Annotated in this window: 15 protein-coding genes and 1 tRNA gene; 5 read left to right on the forward strand and 11 right to left on the reverse strand. The window is 52.8% G+C overall.

The window, feature by feature from the left end:
- Nucleotides 1-144 precede the first annotated feature (144 nt).
- Nucleotides 145-453 (reverse strand): plasmid stabilization protein, encoded by a 309-nt coding sequence (locus ACAW87_RS17615; protein WP_370724955.1) that lies wholly within the window; start codon nt 451-453, stop codon nt 145-147.
- 244 nt (nt 454-697) lie between these two features.
- Here ACAW87_RS17615 and ACAW87_RS17620 point away from each other — a divergent pair, with 244 nt between their 5' ends.
- Complete coding sequence (locus ACAW87_RS17620) at nt 698-3,979, forward strand: S41 family peptidase (protein ID WP_370724956.1); 3,282 nt, start codon at nt 698-700, stop codon at nt 3,977-3,979.
- A gap of 117 nt (nt 3,980-4,096) precedes the next feature.
- Here the strand turns inward: ACAW87_RS17620 and ACAW87_RS17625 are convergent, their stop codons facing one another.
- A complete protein-coding gene (locus ACAW87_RS17625; protein WP_370724957.1) occupies nt 4,097-5,104 on the reverse strand; it encodes an alkaline phosphatase D family protein in 1,008 nt (335 codons plus the stop codon).
- Nucleotides 5,105-5,390: 286 nt separating this feature from the next.
- Between ACAW87_RS17625 and ACAW87_RS17630 the strand changes: the two genes are divergently transcribed.
- On the forward strand, nt 5,391-6,974 hold the full coding sequence (locus ACAW87_RS17630) for a M28 family metallopeptidase (protein WP_370724958.1): 1,584 nt from the start codon (nt 5,391-5,393) through the stop codon (nt 6,972-6,974).
- A 161-nt stretch (nt 6,975-7,135) separates the two neighbouring features.
- On the opposite strand, the gene ACAW87_RS17635 is transcribed toward ACAW87_RS17630, so the two are convergent.
- Together ACAW87_RS17635 and ACAW87_RS17640 are read right to left on the reverse strand one after the other, a co-directional pair.
- A complete protein-coding gene (locus ACAW87_RS17635; protein WP_370724959.1) occupies nt 7,136-8,854 on the reverse strand; it encodes an arylsulfatase in 1,719 nt (572 codons plus the stop codon).
- A gap of 121 nt (nt 8,855-8,975) precedes the next feature.
- Complete coding sequence (locus ACAW87_RS17640) at nt 8,976-10,034, reverse strand: glycoside hydrolase family 2 TIM barrel-domain containing protein (RefSeq protein ID WP_370724960.1); 1,059 nt, start codon at nt 10,032-10,034, stop codon at nt 8,976-8,978.
- A gap of 156 nt (nt 10,035-10,190) precedes the next feature.
- Here ACAW87_RS17640 and ACAW87_RS17645 point away from each other — a divergent pair, with 156 nt between their 5' ends.
- Nucleotides 10,191-11,480: a hypothetical protein gene (locus ACAW87_RS17645; protein WP_370724961.1), complete on the forward strand. Its 1,290-nt coding sequence runs from the start codon at nt 10,191-10,193 to the stop codon at nt 11,478-11,480.
- Nucleotides 11,481-11,599: 119 nt separating this feature from the next.
- On the opposite strand, the gene ACAW87_RS17650 is transcribed toward ACAW87_RS17645, so the two are convergent.
- The 7 genes from ACAW87_RS17650 to rpoN form a co-directional block, all read right to left on the reverse strand.
- Nucleotides 11,600-14,176: a bifunctional glycoside hydrolase family 9 protein/polysaccharide deacetylase gene (locus tag ACAW87_RS17650; protein WP_370724962.1), complete on the reverse strand. Its 2,577-nt coding sequence runs from the start codon at nt 14,174-14,176 to the stop codon at nt 11,600-11,602.
- 28 nt (nt 14,177-14,204) lie between these two features.
- Entirely contained in the window at nt 14,205-14,960 is a 756-nt protein-coding gene (locus ACAW87_RS17655; protein ID WP_370724963.1) for an HpcH/HpaI aldolase family protein, read from the reverse strand.
- Between the two features lie 94 nt (nt 14,961-15,054).
- Nucleotides 15,055-15,131: transfer RNA gene (locus tag ACAW87_RS17660), tRNA-Arg, on the reverse strand.
- Nucleotides 15,132-15,180: 49 nt separating this feature from the next.
- Nucleotides 15,181-15,975, reverse strand: a complete 795-nt coding sequence (locus ACAW87_RS17665; protein ID WP_370724964.1) for an enoyl-CoA hydratase/isomerase family protein — start codon at nt 15,973-15,975, stop codon at nt 15,181-15,183.
- Nucleotides 15,976-16,215: 240 nt separating this feature from the next.
- Nucleotides 16,216-17,256: a sugar phosphate isomerase/epimerase family protein gene (locus ACAW87_RS17670; RefSeq protein ID WP_370724965.1), complete on the reverse strand. Its 1,041-nt coding sequence runs from the start codon at nt 17,254-17,256 to the stop codon at nt 16,216-16,218.
- A 225-nt stretch (nt 17,257-17,481) separates the two neighbouring features.
- Nucleotides 17,482-18,069 (reverse strand): hypothetical protein, encoded by a 588-nt coding sequence (locus ACAW87_RS17675; RefSeq protein WP_370724966.1) that lies wholly within the window; start codon nt 18,067-18,069, stop codon nt 17,482-17,484.
- 189 nt (nt 18,070-18,258) lie between these two features.
- Nucleotides 18,259-19,716, reverse strand: coding sequence for an RNA polymerase factor sigma-54 (gene rpoN / locus ACAW87_RS17680; protein WP_370724967.1), 1,458 nt, complete (start codon nt 19,714-19,716; stop codon nt 18,259-18,261).
- A gap of 324 nt (nt 19,717-20,040) precedes the next feature.
- On the opposite strand from rpoN, the gene ACAW87_RS17685 reads away from it, so the two are divergent.
- Nucleotides 20,041-20,751 carry an HAD family hydrolase gene (locus tag ACAW87_RS17685; RefSeq protein ID WP_370724968.1) on the forward strand — a complete coding sequence of 237 codons (711 nt, stop codon included), beginning with the start codon at nt 20,041-20,043 and terminating at the stop codon, nt 20,749-20,751.
- A gap of 62 nt (nt 20,752-20,813) precedes the next feature.
- Nucleotides 20,814-22,862 (forward strand): NAD(+) synthase, encoded by a 2,049-nt coding sequence (gene nadE / locus ACAW87_RS17690; protein WP_370724969.1) that lies wholly within the window; start codon nt 20,814-20,816, stop codon nt 22,860-22,862.
- The last annotated feature ends 45 nt before the right edge of the window (nt 22,863-22,907 follow it).

Below are 22,907 nucleotides of genomic sequence, written 5' to 3' on the forward strand. Positions count from 1 at the left end.
TTCGACAGGCTCAGGGTGACAATCCCACCCAAGGTTGTCATGAACGTCTGGATGTGAGTTGTCACCCTGAGCCTGTCGAAGGGCCACAAGCGCGAAGCATTTCGCGTTACCGCTTAGCAACGCATGTTAAACCAGGTATACCACCTACTTCGCCGCCGCGTTTCGCTTGCGTGTTTCGGCGGCTTTTTTGGCGGAGGCAGATCGCTCTTCTGCCGTGCGTGAGGCTGAGGCAGCACCACCTTTTTTACCACCTTTCTCGTACGATTCCTTGTTTTCGGCTTTTCCACGTCCGGAACCGCTCTTCTTGCCGCCACCCGAAATCTTGTTCACCGTGGCCCAGGCTCTAGCCTCTGCTTCTTCTTCAGGTACGCCCCGCTTCTCGTAACTTTCCTCGATGTGTTCGGCCTGACGGATTTGCTTGTCCGTATACGCCGATTTATCTCCCTGTGGCATTGATGTGATTGGTTAAATTAAGGCTCATTTTGCCCGTTAAACAGCCAGATTGGTCAATTGTTCTGATAGACTAATCCTGTATGACTTACCGGTATTATGAAAATTTCCGCCTAAAAACAGGATAAAACGAAGCTATTGGTGTGGGGCAATACGTTGACGGTGAGCCATGTTGATTCAGGTTCTATATTTAGGTTACCAATTTCCAGGTACGTAAAACTAACCCGATTCATCAACTCGTTTTCCTATGCGTCGACCAATACGTGTTCTCGTTTCTGCACTTGCCATCTGGGTCACCAGTTACCCAACAGCTATAGCCCAACCGGCTGCTCCGTCGCCCAAATACGCCTTTGCTGAACCGGCCATATCGCCCGACGGATCGGAGGTCGCGTTTATTTCGGGCGGCGATATCTGGACGGTACCCACAGCAGGCGGCGAAGCGCGGTTGCTGGTGGCTCATGCCGATAATGAGTCGCGGCCACTTTATTCGCCCGATGGAAAATACCTGGCCTTCGGCTCTACCCGCTCCGGCAACGGCGACATTTACCTCCTCACGCTGGAAACTGGCGATCTGCGTCGCCTGACTTATGATGATGGCGCAGAAAGCCTGACGGCCTGGTCGAAAGATGGAAAGATGGTCTACTTCCAGTCGACGAGCCGGGATATTGCCGGGATGAACGACATTTCGCGCGTCTCTATCACGGGTGGAACGCCCATGCCTGTTACGGCCGACCGCTACGCCAGCGAGTTCTTCGGTACGCCATCGCCCGATGGTACTACGCTGGCCTTTTCGGCCCGGGGTATTTCGGCGGCGCAGTGGTGGCGGAAAGGTAGCAGTCATATCGATCAGACCGAGATATGGACGTGCAAAATCGGGTCGAAAAAAGGTGATAGGCCTGCCTACGAACGCCTGACCGAAGGAGGGGCCAAAGAACTATGGCCGATCTGGAGCGCCGACGGACAAACGATCTACTTCATGTCTGATCGAAACGGCAGCCAGAACCTTTGGTCGAAACCGCTGAAAGGACAGGCTACCATGCTGACCACGTTTAAAGAAGGCAGGGTACTGTGGCCGTCGATGAGCCAAAACGGGAATACGATTGTTTTTGAGCGGGACTTTCAAATCTGGAAATACGACATTGCTTCGAAGCAGGCGACGCCCGTTGCCATTCGATTGCGCGGGGCAGCGGCTGGCTCGGCAGTCGATCATCAGAAGCTAACGAGTCAATTCCGTGATCTGGCTGTTTCGCCGGATGGTAAAAAAGTGGCTTTTACAGCCCACGGTGAAGTATTTGCGGCCTCGGCAAAAGAGGGTGGCGATGCTATTCGGGTGAGCAACAGCCCCGCTGTTGAATCGCAGGTGGCGTGGATGCCGAACAGCCGCAGCCTTGTTTACGCCAGTACGCGCCACGGTATGGCGAATTTGTTTCAGTACGACTTTTCGACCCGCGCCGAAACCCGCCTGACCGATTCGGCACTCGATGACAGTTCACCGATTGTTTCGCCCGACGGACAAGCTATCGCGTTCATGCGTAACGGGCAGGAACTGCGTGTGCTGGATATGACCACGAAGAAAGAGCGGGTGCTGTATAAAGGTTATCTGGGTCGTGCACCGTTCGCCGGTTCAGGTACGTTGACGTTCTCGCCCGATGGCAAATGGCTGGCCTTTGTGGCCTACGGTACCAAGACATTCCGAAACGTGTGGGTAGTACCTGCAGCGGGTGGTGAGGCAAAGCCGGTAAGTTTTCTGGCCAACACCTTTGGCGGGAACGTGAACTGGAGCCCCGACGGAAAATACATTCTGTTTGGTACGAACCAACGTACTGAGACAGCCCAAATTGCCCGCGTTGATCTGGTGCCGAAACTGCCTAAATTCCGCGAAGACCAGTTCCGCGATTTGTTCAACGAAGAGGTGCCCCGCAACGTACGAACCACCTCGTCAACCAGCACCACGACTGCAGCACAGCGTTCATCGCTCGATACCACTGCAAAGGCGAAAGGGGCGGGGAAAGAAGCGACGACTGTTGTGTTTGACGGTATTCGTCAGCGTTTGAGCCTCTTGCCGGTAGGTATCGAAGTGGATCAGCAGACGATCAGTAAAGACGGCAAAACGCTGTTACTGGTTGCCAGTGTAGCTGGTCGGCAGAATTTGTACACGTTTTCGCTGGACGAAACCAGTAGCGAACGCCCCGTGGCTCGACAGTTGACGACCACGCCCGGCCAGAAAAGCAGTGCCCAGTTTACGGCCGACGGCAAAGAAGTGTATTACCTCGAACAGGGACGTATTCAGTACATCTCGCTGGCCTCGCGGGAGCCTAAACCAGTGGCCGTAACCGCTGAACTCGACGTTGATTTTGCAACCGAAAAGCTACAGGTATTTCAGCAGGCGTGGGACGTTCAGAACAAGGGTTTCTACGACCCCGAGTTTCACGGCACCGATTGGAATGCGGTAAGAGCCAGTTACGAGCCCTATGCCGCCGGAGCGCGCACGCCCGACGAGTTGCGCCGGTTGCTGAGTTTGATGGTTGGTGAACTGAACGCGTCGCACTCCGGCGTGTCGGCTCCGCAAGGGTCAGCCGATATATCGACCGGGCGGCTGGGGCTTCGTTTTGATCGAATCATGTACGAGAATACGGGAAAATTGATGATTACCGAAGTGGTTAACCTGGGTCCGGCTTTTCTGGCGGGAACCATCAAACCGGGCGATTACCTGCTGGCGGTGGATGGAAAAACCATTGATGCCACCACCAATCTGGATCAGCTGCTGGGCAATAAAATCAACCGGCAAACTACGCTGGCTATTGCGTCGTCGCCCACCTCAACACCCAAAGATGTTAATGTGATGCCGGTCAATCTGGCTACCGAGAAAGGATTGCTCTACAAACAGTGGGTGCAGCAGCAACGCGATTTCGTAGAGAAAGCCAGCAACGGCCGACTTGGGTACGTGCACATGTTCGACATGTCGGCCGAGTCGCTGAATCAGTTATACATCGATCTGGATGCCGACAATCATGCCCGCGAAGGCGTCGTGGTCGATGTGCGCAACAACAACGGTGGTTTCGTGAACCCCTACGCCATCGACGTATTCGCCCGGAAAGGCTATCTGACCATGACGTCGCGTGGATTGCCCGCCGCGCCGGCCCGGTCGCAACTAGGTCAGCGGTCGCTGGAAACGCCTACGATTCTGGTCACGAATCAGCACTCGCTGTCTGATGCCGAAGATTTCACCGAAGGCTACCGGACCCTGAAGCTAGGCAAAGTCGTGGGTGAACCAACGGCAGGCTGGATCATCTTTACCTCGGCGGCCCAACTCATCGACGGTTCATCGATTCGGCTACCGTTCTCGAAGATCACCGACAACACAGGCAAAGACATGGAACTGGCCCCGCGCCCCGTCGACGTACCTGTGTCGCGCCCCATCGGCGAGAGCTACACCGATCAGAATCTGCAACTGAGCACCGCCGTGAAAGAACTGGTAAAACAGCTGGACGAGTCGAAATCGGGTAAAGCAATGAGCGGGAAAGAGTAGGGTTGGGTTTGTTGGGTGATTTTGTCGGTCGTTGCTGACGCATGTGTAGAGACGCAAAATCTTGCGTCTCTACGGACCCGAATGGCCTACGCTCGGGTCAGCAATACAACGCACCCCCTAAAAACCAATCTTCTGCGTCAGGTACGTTGCCTGATTGTCGCCGTTGATGCGGACGGTGACGGTTGGTTTTGGTGTCCAATCGATGCTGATGAGGCCGTAGTTCAGTTGCGCCACCATCTCGCCAACGCGGTGTTTATTGGGTTCTTCGTGGGCTTTCGATACGTGGGTCAGGCCGCTGCTGGTAATATCGAACAGGTCGTAGCCGAGGCCGGGAACGGTCACTTTCGATACTTCGGCAATGTGGCGGTCGCCGCTTAGTAGCAGGGCCCCTTTGGGTTTGGTTTTGGCCAGTAAATCGAGAAAACGCTGGCGGGAAGTGGGGAAGTTAGCCCACTTTTCGTAGACGTGCTCTTCGGGCAAGAACTGAATACCACAGCCAATAACATGTACATCGGCGTCGGAGTTGGTCAACTGGTTTTCCAGCCAACGCCACTGCGTTTCGCCCAGCATATCGCCCGATGGGTCAGGTACGTTGCTCTTTCCTTCCTTCTTCAGCGGGTCGCGGAAGTAGCGGCCATCCAGCAAAATTACTTTCACGCGTTGTCCTTTTGGGCCATAGGTGTGGGCTGAATAAGCGCCTTCCTGTTTACGGAGCGGATCGTTGCCGGGTACGTCCATAAAGTCGAGCATCAGTTGCTGACTTTCCTTTCGCTTCGGGTACTCTTTACCGCCATCGTTCACGCCATAATCATGATCGTCCCAAACCCCGATGATCTTCGTTGACTGACGAAGTTGCTGGTACACCGGATTGGCTTTCTGGCGGTCGTACTTGGCGCGTAGCGTGTCCAGATTTTCGGAATCGCCGTAGATGTTATCGCCCAGCCACACCCATACATCCGGCTTTTGGGACACAATATCATCCCAAAGCGGTTGAGGCCGTTTCTGATCGCTACACGAGCCGAAGGCAATGGTTGTAATGGGTTTTTGAGTGGTTTCAGGGCGGGTTGGTCGGCAAGTAGCCAGCAAAGCGAGCGCCGCCAGGCTGATGGGAAGCAGTGTTTTCATAATTGTGTGTTGACGTACAGACCCGGCAAAAATAGCCGTTTGAGTCTGGCAAAGGGTTGGGGTCATTATTTGTTAATATGGCAAAACGTTGTTGGTTGAAGGGCCATGCGTCAGCAATACACGCGTCCGCAACACAGCACAACCTGCCTCCAACAAAACTATATTCTGTCATAAGTGGTATTTGGCGACGAAAATGTAGGCCTTAAGCAGTAACGTAGCTTGAGATTGTTACCGACTATCGGGAAATCGTTATCTTCGGGCTACTTCCCCAATTTTACCAGATTTCATGACAAACAAACTACTCGTTACCGGGCTGCTCGTTGGCAGTTCGTTACTCTCGTATGGTCAGGACGAAAAAGTCGACATGGCCACCATGGACAAAATTCGTCAGGAAGGCATGCAAAAGTCGCAGGTGATGGAAACGGCTTTCTACCTGACCGACGTGAATGGCCCGCGTATTCAGGGCCCCGGCTACATGAACGCCGCCAACTACGCCAAAGGAAAACTGACTGGCTACGGTCTGCAAAATTCCCGCCTCGAATCGTGGGGCGATTGGGGAAAAGGCTGGAACGTAGAGCGTTGCTATTTTGCCATGACCGCGCCTTACTACAAGTCGATGATCGCCGTTCCCCGCGCCTGGAGCGGTAGTACCAACAAGCTGCAAGCGGCTGATATTCTGTTTATCACCGATACCGACACGATGGCGCTGGAAAGCTATAAGGGCAAGCTGAAGAATAAGATCATTCTGATGGATCAGACCTACAAAGTGTCTCCATCGTTTAAGGCCGATGCTGATCGGTATACGGAGGAAGAACTTCAGAAAATGGCAAGTGCCGAAGCGCCACGGGCTGGCGGTGGTCAGCGTGGAGCCGGTGGGGATTCAACCATGCGCCGGATGATGCAGACCATGCGTACGCGCAACGTGTTCAACCAGAAGATGCGCAAACTGGCCAAGACAGAAGGCGCCGTTGGTATCCTGAACTCAACACAGACCAGCAAAGACGGTACCCTTTTCGTTAGTGGTGATTACGCCAACGCGGCTTTAGGCGCTGTGCCCGATGACCTGGCTGACCTGTCAATTTCGGCCGAAGATTACATGATGCTTTGCCGGTTGATGAAGGCGAACGTACCTGTGAAACTGGAAGTCGACGTAAAGACGAAGTTTTTTACCAACGACATCAAAGGCTACAACGTACTGGCCGAAATTCCGGGAACTGACCCTACTCTCAAAGATGAAGTGGTGATGCTTGGCGCTCACCTTGATTCGTGGCACGCCGCTACCGGAGCTACCGATAATGCCGCTGGTAGTGCCGTGATGATGGAAGCCGTTCGTATTCTGAAAGCTGTTGGAGCCAAACCTCGCCGGACCATTCGCATTGCCCTCTGGAGCGGTGAAGAGCAGGGCCTGTTCGGATCGCGTAACTACGTAACCAACCACCTTGTCGACGCCAAAACGTCGAAACTGACGAAGGACGGCGAGAGCATCTCGGCCTATTTCAACGTCGATAATGGAACAGGTAAAATTCGGGGTATCTATTTGCAGGGCAACGTTGCCGCCGGCCCTATCTTCTCGCAATGGCTGAAACCGTTTAATGATCTGGGTGCTACTACCGTTACGGCTCAGAACACAGGCGGTACCGATCACCAGTCATTTGATCGGGTGGGTATTCCGGGTTTCCAGTTCATTCAGGACCGGATCGAGTACAACACACGTACCCACCACACCAACATGGATACCTACGATCACCTGCAACCCGACGACCTGAAACAGGCGTCTACCGTTGTGGCCGCGTTCGTGTACAACGCTGCCATGCGTGATCAGAAAATTCCAGTTAAAGCAGCCGTTACCGCGCAGCAATCGGCCCGGTAGGTAATACGTGACAGAACATAAAAAAGCGTTGGTTAGCCACTACAGTTCAGGTGGTTGACCAACGCTCTTTTATGTTATCTGTTTAGGTCGGGGACCTGACAACACATTACCTAAACAGTTACCTTTTTTTATTCTGTATGCTTTTAATCAGCTGCTGTTGGTTAGTTGCGCTTTGGCTGCGGTTTAGGCAAAACCTGATGTGTAGTTGCCCACTGCTGCCATAATCCCCTCAACTCACGTACTTTTTCAGGGTTTTTAGCTGCAAGATCCTGCGTTTCCGACTTGTCGGTAGCCAGATTAAACAGATGCCAGGTACTATCACGGCTCAGTGAAACCAGTTTCCAGTCGCCTGACCGGGCAAACCGAGCGCCAAAATGTTCATTGAACAGCGTTTTGTGCCCCGCTGACTGTTTACCGGCAAACGACGGTGCCAGGCTAATTCCCGTTGTGGGTGTAATGGCGTGCCCCTTGAACGTAGTTGGGTACGTTGCTCCGGTGAGGTCTAAAAACGTACGCATAAAATCCATGACGTGTCCCACCTGATGGCTATAACTTCCTTTTTTGGCGGTGATTCCTTTTGGCCAGAACGCCACCAGCGGTGTATGCGCGCCGCCTTCATACGATTCTGCTTTCCAGAGTTGATAGGGCGTATTCGCTACGTTGGCCCAGCGCTGACCAATCGAGGCAAAGGTGGTTTGTGAGCCAGGCATCACTTCTTTTTTCAGGTCATACACCACTTTTCGGCCATCACGGGTTTCGCCGGGGCGGTCGAAACCGGGACCGTAGCCTGCCGAGCTTTCTGAGCTGGCTCCGTTGTCTGACAGGAATAGAATCAGCGTATTGTCGAGCTGACCTGTTTCGCGCAGCGCTTCAATCATACGGCCAATGCCCTGATCCATCCGGTCGATCATGGCGGCGTGAACGGCCATGGCGCGGGCATCCCATTCTTTATCCGGGTTGGCCTCCCAACTCAGGTCGTTGTTCCAGCGGTCGGATAGTTTGGTTTTGGCTGGATCAATCAGGCCCAGTTTTACCATTTTCTGATAGCGTGCCTTCCGAATGGCATCCCACCCAACTTTATAGGTGTTCTTATACTTGTCGATATCGTCGGGCAGCGCCTGAAGGGGCCAATGAGGAGCCGTTTCGGCCACATACATAAAAAATGGAGCCGACGATTTGGCAAATGACCTGATGTAGGCCACCGACGTATCGCTGATGGCGTCGGTGTGGTAGTAGTTTTTAGGTACGTTCTGCACCGGTTTTGTGCCGCTGACAAGGCTAAACGGATCGAAAAAATCGACTACGCCCCAGATGTTTCCGAAATACCGGTCAAATCCCCGGCTGGTTGGATATTGGTCGATGGGTGAAAAATCGCCGAAGTCTTTCTTGTGCGTCAGCCAGGCCATCTGCTCCTGCGCGTTTTTCTGCACAATCGTGTTCGACACATGCCACTTACCCGTCATGGCCGTTTGGTAACCCGCCGTTTTCAGCACCTCGGCCAGCGTAACGGCGTTGTCGGTCAAGTGCCCCCGGTAGCCCGGCGTTTTCTCGTCGTCGGTCATTTTGCCAATGCCGGCCTGATGGTTGTACAGGCCGGTCAGTAAGGCGGCACGGGTTGGGCAACAGCGCGACGTGTTGTAGAACTGGGTGTACCGGATGCCGTTGTTGGCCAGATAATCCAGGTTTGGCGTCTTTATTTCACTGCCGTAACAGCCCAGATCCGAAAAGCCCAGATCGTCAGCCATGATCAGGATGATGTTGGGGCGTTTACCTGCTGCCGACGTCGATGAGTCCGACCTTTTTTTGTCGAACCCGCTAAAGAGCAGAGCGGCGGAAGCTGTTACAACAGAAACGGATAATCCGATAAGCCACTTTTTCATAACGACTGGTACGATTGAAAGGTAAGCTGATGTACTTCCGTCAGCTAAAGCAGACGGCAATGTGTTAGAATTTCCGATGGGACTTGCAGTAGGTTCCCGTCTGCTTTAGCTGACAGAAACACTATTTCTTGCCCGTTGTCGCTTTAATTGTCTTGATTTCGTCTTGACTGAACGGGGTGCCGTCTTTCCGGAAAATGTCATGAAACCATAAGTCAGGCTCTTTGCCGTTCGGAATTGGCGTATCCCAGGCGAAAATCGTGTTGGTTTTGCCAGCCACAAACCCCCAGTTGATAGCCCCGATGTTTTCCTGTTTTAACAGGGGCAGAATGGTCTGGAATAGGCTACCGTTGCGGCGGGCCATGTATTCAGTGCAGATCAATGGCCGGTTATGCTGCCGAAGGTCGTTGATCCGGGCAACGTGTTTGTCGATGTACTCGTATTGGTGGTAGGTGATCACATCCGAATTTTCGAGTTGAAAGGCATTAAGTTCGGCAAATTTGGGTCCCCAGTTCCACAGGCCGGCGCTGATGGGTTGCGATGGATTGACGGCCCGTGCCCAGCCAAATACGGCTTTCAGGAGCGGTAGGCTTTTGCCGGTATAGCCGCTGTTTCCGGGTTCGTTGTAGAGGTCCCACAGCAGAATACGCTCGTCGCTTTTAAAGGTGGTCATCACATCCTTCACATAAGCTTCCAGCATTGGAAGGCTGTCGGGCTTGTTGAGAATCATACTGCCGGGGTCACGTACCCAGCCGCTGTTGTGCACGCCGGGTTTGGGGGCGGGCTGTTTGCCGGGTCGGTATTCATCGTTCCAGCAGTCGTCGAAAAATACCAGAATGGTTTTGATTTTATGCTTGTTGGCGATCTGCAAATACTGATCGAGGCGGCTTTTAAAACCCGCTTTGTCCGACGTCCAGGCAATGTGGTGCAGATATACCCGCATGGCATTCATGCCCAGCCCTTCGGCCCATCCCAACTCACGATCGATCGTTTGCGGATCGAACGTGGCAGCCTGAAACATCTCCAGCTGATTAATGGCTGTGCTGGGCTGAAAATTGCTGCCGCTGATCCAACCCTGTTTTTTATACCATTGACTAGCCTTTTCGGCCGTCCATTTTGATTGTGCCTGAAGACCCGCCGTAGTGAGGACGAAGCTGAGAAGCAGAAGCAATAATTTTTTCATAAAACGATTGGCAGATTGATAACTGATTGATTGGTTACTGGTTTTAAGAAGCAGTACATACCCGCTGATTACTTAGCTGCGTTTGTATGAATACCTGACGTTATGAAAATGATTGTCTACTCCCGCTTACTCTTACTGGCCATATGCTGTTGCTTTATGATTGATAGCAAGGTGGCCAAAGCAGAAAAGTCCCGATCTGCCTTGCTTGCCGATAGTACCCGAAACCGGGTCAATGTGGCCGTTATGACCACTGTCTCTATCCGGACGGTAGCGGAGCTGAAACGCTTCCTGGCCTTGCCGCAGACCAACAAACGGGCTGTGCTATCGGGCGTCTACGACCTCGGAGGCACGTTTCTGGAGCGCACCGGTGCCTGGACCAACGTGCTGCTAACGGCGGCTGCGGGCGGGGCAACCATTCGCTCGTCGGGTACAACGGTGCTTCTGTTTCAGGGGACGAAAGCCGTGAATAAGGTGAAGCTGGAAAAGATAACCTTTCAGTCAACGTCGATGGGGAAAGGCTACCCGATGGTTTTTTCAAATGAACTGGTTTCGTTTCGCGGCTGGGAAATCGCTCAGTGTCGATTTTTTGGTTCAGGGTCAGGTAGTTACAATGCCTTTGGAGTGCTGCAATACAGTTCCGCTAGTCAGGCGGGTGGTACCTCGGCTGATTTGTATATCCACGACTGCCTGTTCCTGAATATTCCCCGGATGGGCATGGAAATTCTGTCGCAGGGGTATGATAAAGTCAGGTTGTCGAACTTGACGATTACTCGAAATAGGTTCGAGAACAGGTCGATCAACAAGGCTGAACCGCATCGAATGGCCACGAGTCTGTCAGGGTTGATCACCAACGTCTATCACGCGCAAAACACGTCGATCGAGGCGAAAAATATTGCCTATGAGTTTGTCAACGTGACCGATGTATTGGCTGAAAACAATACCGCCACTGCCAGACTGGAAACCACCGTGGGTTACTCGATTACCGACGATGGACGTAATACAACGGAGCGCATCACGATAAAAGGCGGGAAGTTCGACGTGACCAGCCGCCCGTTTCAGGTATATGGGGCGAAACAGGTTCACTTCACTGGTGGAACGTACCTGGGCCACCGGGGGGTCGATCTGAATTGCCAGAACAGTAGTTTCGATAGGCTGACTATTACCGTGCATTCGACCACGGTAGAGAGTAGCTGGCAGTTTGGTGGTGAATCGTCGGGCAACACCCTGGCAAACTCCGTTATCAGTTCGTTTGGTGCTCAGAAGGCGGGTTATCATCCGGCGTTCGAGTCAGTGGTACTCCGGTCAGGTACGTCCAACAACAAGCTAAGCCGCATTACTACCCGTCTGGGTAAAAAAGCTGACGGTATTCACTATACCGATGGGGCTATCAAAAATCAGGGTGCATCAACGAATGTTATTCAGAACGCAACTGTCCAGCTTGAATAGGGGGGATGTTGGACGCTAGATGTTAGCTATTGGACGCTAGACGCTGGATAGTAGGCACTTGATGCTAGCCGTTAAACTTTGAACGTTAGACATTAAACGTTAAACACTGAACGCTCCTGTTACAGTCTATCGACCCGAACGAACTGGTACCCTTTTTCACGGAATCGGGTTAGTAGCTTATCCAGGTGTGCGTACAATTTGTCGGTTCGGGCGGGGGCGGTGCCAATGTGCATGAGTAGAATAAAGCCGTTCAGGCCCGCCGATTGCTTCTCTTCGTACGCATACATTGATTGCAGAATCGTTTCGCTTGGTCGGTAATTGCGGTCTTGGGGCGTAGTATAATCGGCATGGCTCAACGTACCTGGCGTGTAGTTGATGAGCTGAATTCCTTCGGCTTTTGTCCAACTAGCGATGCTGTCGTTGTACCATTCGTAGGGGGGCATAAAGAGCCGGTTAGTGCTGGGTACGTTGCCAAAGCGGGCCAGTGCCTTGTAGTTGGCCTTTAAATCAGCTACAAACTGCGGCCGGGTAACCAGCAAACTGTCGGGCTTTGACCAGTCGCAGTAGAGCAAATGCTGGTCGGAGTGTGGGCCGAGGTAATGACCGTCGCGCTTAAGTTGCCTGACTATTGGCGCAAAAGCGGGGTTACGGAGAAAGCGGCCGGTCAGAAAAAACGAAGCCTGGACCTGGTGCTTCCGCAACGTTTGGGCAATAGCGGTGCCTCCATCGGCAAACTCATCGCCGGTGAACACCAGCGCCAGTCGGCGGGCGGTAGTGTCGCCCCTGATTTTGGCTCCCTTGCTATAGGTCGATTTTGCGCCGGTCTGTGGTTTCGATACCTGCTTTTGGGTGGGCTGTATCGCCGTTGGTCGGGTGCCTGTTTTTCGGATTGGCTTGAGGGTTTCACCTTCTTTGGCGGCGAGTAGGTAAATAAGTGACGCCGTACCATCCATGGTGGGTTCGTTGGTACTGTAGTCGCCGTAGTCGTCGTGATAAACGGCCGTTTTGCTTTGCAACGGCGCGTATTCATCGGCTTCATGCAAGGTAATGCCGATCAGGTTACCGTAAATGCTGCCGCGAACGGGGCCGTCGACAAGCCCCCCGTCGATGGGGTAATTTTTCAGGTGCGTAAAAGCCGAATGGGGGTCAACGGGTGTATCGCCATCGGAGGGAAGGCCGTAGACAAAGCTTGTGCCCCACGGATTACAGCCGAAAAGCCAGTCGAAATTGGCCTGTTCGAGCTGGGCAAACTGATCGTCGCCGGTCAGTTGGCGGTACCAGAAGCACTGCGTGGCAAATGAGGTGGTGAGGTTGTTGCTGCACCAGGTAAACGGAACGCCCCGGTAAAATGCATTCGTACTGGCCCGTTGCCAAATCAACTCAATGCCCGATTTGTAGTAATCCGTCACTGTTTTCCGACTGGCATAGGGTAGGCGCTTGGCCAGTTCGGCATGCCCTACATTAACGAACGGATACCACTGGTAATGGCGCGCTGTGTCGTTTTTCATCCAGGGAGTCACGGGTTCCTGACGGGCAAAATCCAGCGCCGTTTTCTGCCAGTTCAGGGCCAGCTTTACGGGTTTACCGGTTGTTCTGGCCACGTTGTGAAGTTCAACGGTCGCCAGTTCCATGTCATCGGTGTAGTTGTCTTCTTCGTAAAAATAAGGAGCCCGCCCCGGTGCTGTCTGGCAGTTGCCGGGTTTATCCAGCCCTAGTTTATAGGCAGATTGCGCGCGTTGCCACAGCTTTTTGGCATAGTCGGTATCAGCCTTGCGGGTAAGTTGATACCCCAGCGAAAAGGCACTGCTGACCTTTCCTGCGGTCGATGCTACACCTGTTGCCCGATTTTTGTGTTTGAATAAACCCTGCGGCAGACCCGTTGCGAAATAAACCGGGCGTTCATACCCTTTGCCATACATGCTGTCGAGCTTCGGAATCCGCATCGACGCATGATCGCGGTCGTCGCCCAATTGATTGAATAGCCAGGTATCGGTGGGGTGCATCTTCAGCAGCCAGTCGAGTCCCCAGCGGGCTTCGTCCAGTACGTCGGGTTGCCCGTTCGTACCCGGTAGCCCGTTGGCCTGATGATTGTCAGTAAAAGCAGTCGGGAAATCGCGCAGGGCGGCCAATAAATGATACGTTGCGTTAGCTGACGTGGTGACGTATTGCAGGTAATCGGAAGCGTCGTGCCAGCCACCCGATACATCGATATGGGTACTGTCGGGCATGGGGCCATACATGGAGTAGCCGTCGTGGGTATGGCAGGAATCGTTCAGAAAGGGGTTAAAACCACTTCGTTGTTGTCGCATGTAGCGCAGGCAAAAGTCAGCTGCCCCTTTATACACATCCTCATCGATTCGAAAGGCAGGTGAGCGGGCACCGTCGGCAGTTTTCAGATAGTACCGGCCGGGTGTGTTGACCGAAGAGAAGTCGAGCCGATAGGTCTGTTTGAAAGGGCCATATGCGCCAAATGCCGATCCTACCTGAACCGATAGTACGCTTTCGCCCGTCAGTTCATCAACTAACTGACAGTCTGCCAAGGCAATGTCGGTGAAGCTGGCCCAAACGGCTACTTTAGGGCTGGCGGGCCGGTAGCCCAGCAGGTTAACTCGGATGACGGCGGCAGGCTCCTGATGGGCCGGTATCAACGCAGTACTGGTAAGCAGGAGAAGGAGTAGGGACAGGCGGATCGTCATACCCCCAAAAGTAATGATCACCAAGCGCTTACCCGGCCCTAAATGCTGATATGATCTGCTGTGCGCCGTTCCAGACAAAAAACGTGTCGGTACCAACGGCCAGAAACCGAACGCCGCTGGTGAGTTCGGCCTGTATCGTATCGGGTTTTTGCAGGAACAACCCAACTGGAATGCCTTTTTTAGCGCATTTTGTTTTTACCTCTTGAATCGCTTCCTGAACGTCAGGACTACCAATGTCACCCAACTGGTTCAAACTACCGGAGAGATCATACGGGCCAATAAACACACCATCGATGCCATCAACGGCTAGAATATCATCCAGATTAGCGACTGCTTGTTTATGTTCTATCTGAATAATGACTGCCACCGATTCATTGGCGTGCCGGAGGTAGTCGGCAAAATGCAGTCCGTATCCGTGTGCGCGCCCAATACCCACACTGCGTGTGCCCTGAGGCGGGTATTTCGTGGCCGACACCGCCTGTCGGGCCTCGGCCTCCGTATTGACCAGCGGAACGATGATGCCGTCTGCGCCAATATCAAGCGCCTGTTTTATCAAAATAGGGTTATTCTCGGCCACCCGAATAAGGGCGCTACAGTCATTTTTCAGGGCCAGAATTATCCGTTGCGCTTCCCCGATCGACATGGTGCCGTGTTCCATATCGATAAACAGCCAGTCGAAACCCGCCAGCGACAGCAGTTCGCTCAGTTCGGGAGAGGGAAGAGAGGCAATAGTCCCCAGCAGTGGGTCAGGCCCATTGAGTTTTTCGCGGAATGTCGGTTTCATCCCGCAAACGTACCTACGCTGGGGGTAATTCTTAACGGCTGGGTACGTTGCTAAGAGTATAAAACCAAAAAAGCCAGTCATTGCTGACTGGCTTTGGTGCTCTCGTAGGGATTCGAACCCCAAACCTCCTCATCCGTAGTGAGGTGCTCTATCCAGTTGAGCTACGAAAGCATTCCCGTGTTGGGATTGCAAAAGTAGTGCAAAAAAGGGTTTTGTCAAATTAGCGGCCCTTAAATTTTGCTGTTTTCTTCATCAGGAAGGCTCCAATACCTTCGGCTACGTCGTTAGTTCGGCCCAAAGTATCCTGATTGTCAGCTTCCTGTTCCAGTTGATGGGCCAGGTCAGAATAGAGCGATTGATTCAAAACTTTTTTCATTGCACCGATCGCCAGGGTAGGGGCAGCGGCATAATAAGCCACTAATTCGGCTACGGCGCTGTCTAATTCGTCGGCAATCACCGATCGGTTCACCAATCCCAGTGCGGCGGCCTCGGGACCATATACCCGGCGGCCGGTGCTGCATAGCTCAAACGCTTTCAGAGGGCCGATCAGTCGGGGGAGGAAAAAGGTTGAGCCTGCGTCGGGCATCAGGCCGATGTTGACGAAGATCTGACTGAAATAAGCCTCGTTGCTGCAAACCAACACGTCGCAGGCGAGGGCCAGTGAGAAACCCGCACCTGCCGCCACGCCGTTTACCCGCCCGATGATGGGTTTGGGTACGTTGCGCATGGCCATGATCATGGGGTTATAGCCGCTTCGCAACGAATCACCCAGGGCCATGCCGCCCGATGCCTGGGCATTGGCGAAGCCCTCTTTCAGATCAGCGCCGGAACAGAACGCTTTCTCGCCAGCGCCGGTCAGCACAATGACGCGTACGATATCATCGGCCCCGGCGGCGGTAATGGCAGCGGTAATGTCATGAATCAGACCGGGGCTTAAGGCATTGTACACCTGCGGACGGTTCAGCGTGATGCGGCAAATGCCATCTTCAACGGAGTAAAGTAGATTGTTGAACACGATTTTTGGGTGTTTGTGACTAATTGGTATGCAAGCATACTACTTTTCCGTGGAAAACTCGTCACCCTATACAGCCAAGACGGATACTGCCATTACTGCAACAGTTGGCAGGCAGTGGCCGAATTACCCTTTTCTGACAATGAATCGGCGATTGACGCGGTGCCGATAAAGCCTGTCACCAGGGAATAAGCTGGCATTTTTCATCGATGGTGGGTACGTCTGTTTACTGGTTTTGTGAGTTTAACTCAGGGCATTTCGGCAGAAAGCGACACATTTCTTTACCTCTGCTACGGCGTTTGAACCTGCCGGAACCTGGTATTCCAGTTCTACAGTAGCGGGAAACGTATATTTCTGGTCACGCATCAGCTTCAGTACATCGAGCAGCGGTGTGTCGCCCTGTCCCCAGGGAAGATTGCCTTTGCCGTGGGCTGGCGTTTGCCGGTCTTTAATGTGCATGCTGGCAATACGATCGTGTTTCTCCCGAATCAACGCCAACGGGTCGGGCTGACCGGCGGCCAGGTAATGACCCAGATCAAAATTCATCGCGTTACCGGACGATTGGGCTAATGCTGTATCCCAGAAGGTGGGTGTTTGCTGTTCATGGCCATGATAACCCACCCGAATGCCGTGTTTCTGCGCCATTTGGCCCAGTTTGAGCGTGTGGGCATCGTTGCCCGGATGTTCGAGCGTGACCTGATTGGCACCCAGCGTTTTGGCTGCCAGCATGCCGTAGTTGATCTCGGCGTCTGAATGTTGAAGACCAAAGGCATCCGGTTTGAACCCGTAAATTTTTACACCTGCCTTATTGTACATTTTTCGGACCTGCTCAAATTTGGCCATCGGTGCTGCAAGCCGCCATTTGGTCAGTTCTTCCCGGTACGCTTTCGTCTGGGCATCGGCTTCGGTCAACAGTTTCTGCTCGTCCTGCGTCAGCTCCTGTTTTTCGCGGCGTTTGCGCATCAACGGAAAGATAGACCGCATATCGACCGTGTTTTTGGGAGCACCGGCAAACGATTCGGCTGGGCCACCCATCAGTTCAATGGCGCTGATACCGGAATCCAACACGTATTGCAGCGTGGCTTCAGCACTTTGATCGGGCATGTCGCGGAATGAGTAGGTGATGACGCCGATCTGCACGCCATCGATCCGTGAATTGGGCTTATCGCCCAGATGGCGAATAAGGGCGGGTGCACCAAAGAGGTTTTGACTACTGACCACAGCTCCCGAGATCAGGGCGGCGGTGGTTCCCAGAAAATGACGACGAGTTGTTGCGTTTTCCATGGTTATGCTGGTGTAAAGGAGATGTAGGATTAGGAATAAACGTATCTATGGCGAAACACGTTTTCCCATCCCATCTACTACAGCAGCCCATCGATCTGGTAAGCTGTCAATTGCTGGAATTTGGATATCGGATGTTGTATTTTGGATACTGGATCAAGACCAACCAGATAGATCTGTCATCCGTCCGGCATCCAGCGTCCAAAATCTAACGTCCAGTATCCTGAGTTAAACCAGCCAGAAAACGGCCAGGCCGCTGATGAGTACACCTAACCCTAGACCGGCGCCGACTTGGCCAATGGTGTGGGCGTTGAGTTGTAGCCGGGCGGTAGATACCAGGCCACTAATGGCAATGAGGCCCACGAAAGGCATAAACAAATCGGTGTCGCTGTGTTTGGCCAGCATGACCATCACGGTGCCCAATACGCCGCCAATACCCACACCATGGGCACTGATTTTCCAGACACTATTGATCAGGGCTACCAGTAAAATAGAGAGAGTGATGCTACCCAGTATGATGGCCACCCCCGGCGACGTGGCTGAAAAAAGGCTCATCCGAAAGGCAAACAGGTACGTGACCACTGCATAGACCACCCCTGTTATCAGGTAAGGGAGCCGTCGGTGGGCGCGTTCGGGCATGTTGAGATCGGCGAGCAATCCCATGCGGTAGAGATAGAGAATTAACAGGCCGGGAACGGCGAACGTACCCACCACAATCAGGATCAGCAAGCTGAGACGAACGCCGGGTGAGTAGGTATCAACGTTGAGCCTGACCGGCGACACGTAGAGCAAGAGCCCAAACAGCCAAGTAGGCATTAACAACGGATGAAAAATGACAGAGAGGGCGTAAGCGAGGCGGGGGTGCAAAGACAATTATCAGTTATCAGTGAACAATTATCAGTGAACAGTTACCAGTTATCAATGTATCCAGCTAGCTGATAAATAGGTAGCTGGATACATTGATAACTGGTAACTGATAACTGTTCACTGATAACTGATAATAGTTTAAAGCTGTTTCCGTAGTCGGGCCACGGGGATATTTAATTGTTCGCGGTATTTGGCTACCGTTCGGCGGGCGATGTTGTAGCCTTTGTCGTTCAGCATCTTCTCGAGCTTATCGTCCGACAGTGGGTTCACTTTCGGCTCGGTGTCGATCATATCCTTGAGAATATTTTTTACCTCTCGGCTGCTGACATCCTCGCCCGAATCGGTTGCGATGCCTTCTGAGAAGAAATATTTCAGCGGATAGATACCAAATTCAGTCTGAACGGCTTTACTGTTGGCTACCCGCGAAATGGTCGACACGTCCATATCGATCATCTGAGCGATGTCTTTCAGGATCATTGGCCGCAATTTATTCTCGTCGCCGGTCAGGAAGAAATCGTACTGATACCGCACAATGGCGTTCATCGTTTTCAGCAGGGTTTGCTGCCGTTGTTTAATGGCGTCGATGAACCACTTGGCCGCGTCGAGTTTCTGTTTCACGAAACTGACGGTTTCTTTCAGGCCTTTATTTGTTTTGTTACTCTTGTCGTAGGTATCGAGCATATCGGCAAACGACCGGCTGATCTTCAGTTCGGGGGCGTTGCGCGAGTTGAGGGTCAACTCTAGTTTTCCGCCGTTGTTGGTCAGCAGAAAATCGGGCATCAAGTACTGCACGGTATTGTCGTCGCCTTCAACCGAGCCCGGTTTCGGATTCAGTTTGATGATGATCTCGACTACCCGCTTCAGCGCTTCGTCGTTGACATTAAGACGTCGCTGAATTTTGTCGTAATGCTTTTTCGAAAACTCTTCGAAGAACTCGTTGATGATCCGAACGGCCAACTGAACATATGGGTCTGTGTTGTCTTTTCGGCGGAGTTGAAGCAGCAAACATTCCTGCAAATCGCGGGCGGCAATGCCCGGCGGGTCAAAGGTCTGAATCTTGTGCAGCACTTCTTCCACCTCTTCGGCATCCACAAAAATGTTCTGCGAGAAGGCCATATCGTTCACAATAGCCTGCAATGAGCGGCGAATGTAGCCGTCATTTTCAATGCTACCCAACAGTTGAAGGCCAATAGCCCGCTGATCGTCGGTGAGACGGAGGTAACCAAACTGCTGCGCCATCGAATCCATCAGGCTTGACATAGTGGCAATCGGCATTTCGCGATCCTCTTCATTATACGAGCCATCGCCCTGCATTTTGTAGCCTGCAAATTCATCATTGGCCAGATAGCCATCGATGTCTAGATCATCGCTGCGGTCGCTATACTCGTCTTTATCGTCATATTCTCCACTCTCGTCAAACTCATCTTTGGTGTCGTACTCCTCGTCCATACCTTCTTCCAGGGCCGGATTAATTTCCAACTCCTCCTCGATACGAGTCTCCAGTTCAGCCGTCGGTATCTGTAACAACTTAATAAACTGAATCTGCTGCGGAGACAGTTTTTGTTGAAGTGACTGGCTTAGGCTAAGTTTCTGCATACGTAAAATAGTGCCGGGGCAGCAGTGGGTTAGATAAGTAAGCGTAGCACGAAAGATGCATTGCCCAGAAGCGGCCCCTCAATTATCAGACCAAATTACTTTGGTTTTGTTGGTACTGTCAAGAAAAAATTAAGAACCAGTATAATAGACTATTCATGCGAAGCGTTGTAACTGATTGTTTTTGAGCCGAAAAAGCCTTTGTTGCCTGGAATAGCGGCTTGAAAAAAAAGTAGATGGGCTATACTCGCCAGGTGTATTTGGTCGATTTAATCGTTCATCGGTCAAACTCGGTAACCTATGAGCCTGTTTTGGGTTAGACTGAGTATGAACTCTTCTTCGCGCTTTATCGATCAGTTCGATGTTATTCTGCTAGACCTGATGGATACCCTGATGTTTGGCGGCAACCGCTTCTCTGAGGAGCAGGATTATGCCCAAACGTATCGAAAACTGGGTGGCACATATCACTCAAACAACGAAGTGCAGTGGGTAATCAGGCAGGTATACGAGACCATGAGCGAGCACTATGCCGACCCCGCTTACCACGAAAATTTCAAACCGGCCAGTACGTATCTGGCCGAAACCCTGGATGCGCTGGGTCTCCCCCAAACCGATGCGCCCCGGTTACATAACGTATTTGCCCACCACGAACTAGGGCACGTACCTGACCGGCATTGCGAGGCACTGCATCAACTGGCCAAAACACACCGACTAGGGTTGGTCAGTAATTTATGGTCTGAGAAAGCACTGTTTGTGCGTGTATTCCGGCAATGTCGCATTCATCATCTCTTCGATACGCTCGTATTTTCGTCGGATCATAGCCTGGTGAAGCCGTCGCCGAAGATTTTTCAGAAAGCCCTCGCTCATTTCGATCACCCGCCACACCGTATCCTGTTCATCGGCGACAGTCCCGACCGCGACATGGCCGGTGCCGAAGCCCTCGGGCTGGGTACGTTGCTGGTCACCGGCGGCCGCGAAACAACGTACCCAGGCCGCACTTTAACTGACATCTGCGATTTATTGGCGTATCATTGCTAGGCTAGCGTCAATCTTATTTCGTGCATCTTTGTTGACCAGGTAACTAATTCACTCATTCGACCTTGAAACTATTAAAAGTCGCTGCTGGTGTGCTGAACCAGACCCCGTTGGATTGGGATCATAATCGGCAAAATATCATTGATGCTATCGACTCGGCACGTACACAGGGCGTGAGCCTGCTTTGCTTGCCCGAACTGTGTATCTGTGGCTATAACTGCGAAGACATGTTCTACGCGCAGAATACTGTTGACCAGTCCATCGCATCGCTGCTCGAGATCGTGGGGCATACAGCCGATATTGCCGTTTCTGTTGGGCTGCCTATGCGGCACAATAACCGCACGTTCAATGTGGCCTGCTTCATCGTCAACAAGCGTATTCTGGGTTTCATTGCCAAGCAGTATCTGCCCGGCAACGGTATCCACTACGAACCGCGCTGGTTTCAGCCCTGGACGGTAGGCGTGCGCGACGAAACCCATATCGGCGAGTTCAACTACCCATTCGGTGATCTGGTATTCGATTTGTCGGGCATTCGGGTGGGCTTCGAGATCTGCGAAGATGCCTGGATAGCCAGTCGGCCGGGACGTGCGTTGTACGAACGGGGCGTCGATATCATCCTGAATCCGTCGGCCAGCCATTTTGCGTTCGGCAAGTCGGTTACGCGTGAGCGGTTGGTAGTTGATGCGTCGCGGTCGTTTGGGGTAAGCTATGTGTATACTAACCTGCTGGGCAACGAAGCCGGTCGGGCTATTTACGATGGTGATGCCATGGTGGCCTCTAACGGCGAACTGCTGGTATCGGGCCCGCGCCTAAGCTATGAAGACATGCACATCGTGTCGGCGGTGATTGATGTAGACATGACGCGGCTGAATCAGACCCAGAACCGGGGAAATCTAGCGTTTGCCCTGCCCAACCTGCGCGTCACCGATCGCTTCAACTGGCCCGATGTTACGCCCGTCATCCAGAAAGCTGAACTGGAGCCCTGGGAACGGTTTGGCAGCATCAAAGAAGAAGAGTTCGCTCGTGCCGTGGCGCTTGGCCTCTTCGACTACCTGCGCAAAAGCCGCTCGCAGGGGTACGTCCTCAGCCTGTCGGGAGGGGCCGATTCGTCAGCCATTGCGGCTACGGTGTACCTGATGGTGCGCATGGCAGTAGAAAATATTGGGCTCGATGGGGTCAAGAAGAAGTTGCATCATCTGAAAGCCGTTCAGGACTGCGACACTGCCGAAGCCATGGTTGGTAAACTGCTGACCACGATTTATCAGGGCACATCAAACTCGTCGGACGATACGTTCAATTCGGCCAAAGAATTGGCCGAAAGTCTGGGTGCTACGTTCATGAACATCAATATCGACGGGCTGGTCGATACATATACGGGCCTGATCGAGGGGCAAATTGGCCGGAAACTGACATGGAGTACCGACGATCTGGCCCTGCAAAATATTCAGGCGCGGGTACGTGCTCCGGGCGTCTGGATGCTGGCTAATCTGAAAAACGCCCTGTTGCTCAGCACTTCGAACCGATCGGAAGCCGCCGTGGGTTACGCTACGATGGATGGCGACACAGCGGGTAGCATTTCGCCTATTACCGGTATAGATAAGCATTTTCTGCGGGGCTGGCTGCGCTGGCTTGAAACTGTAGGGCTAAATGTGGTAAACACCGCATCGTCTGCTGACCACATCAAGCTATCGGGCCTGAACCGGGTGAACAACCTGCAACCCACCGCCGAGCTACGCCCGCTTGATCGCAATCAGACCGACGAGGATGACCTGATGCCATACGACGTGCTGAACGAGATCGAGAACGCCGGTATTCGCGATAAGCAGGCACCGGTCGATGTGTTTAAGTTGATCGAAGTGAAGTTTGCCGGGCAACACAGCCGCGAGAATTTACTGATGTGGGTAGAACGGTTTTTCAAACTCTGGAGCCGTAATCAGTGGAAACGCGAACGCTACGCCCCCAGTTTCCACCTCGACGACCATAGCCTGGACCCACGTACCTGGATGCGCTTCCCAATCCTCTCTGGCGGTTTTGAGAAAGAACTCGCCGAAATGCGCGATTGGGCACAAGAACACAATAAAGGCGGCGGTCGTAAAGGGAAGATCGGGTTTTAACACAAACCGTCCAACTACAGTAGAGACGCAAGATTTTGCCGGTCT

It is taken from the genome of Fibrella aquatica (assembly GCF_041321135.1).
GTDB lineage: Bacteria > Bacteroidota > Bacteroidia > Cytophagales > Spirosomataceae > Fibrella > Fibrella aquatica.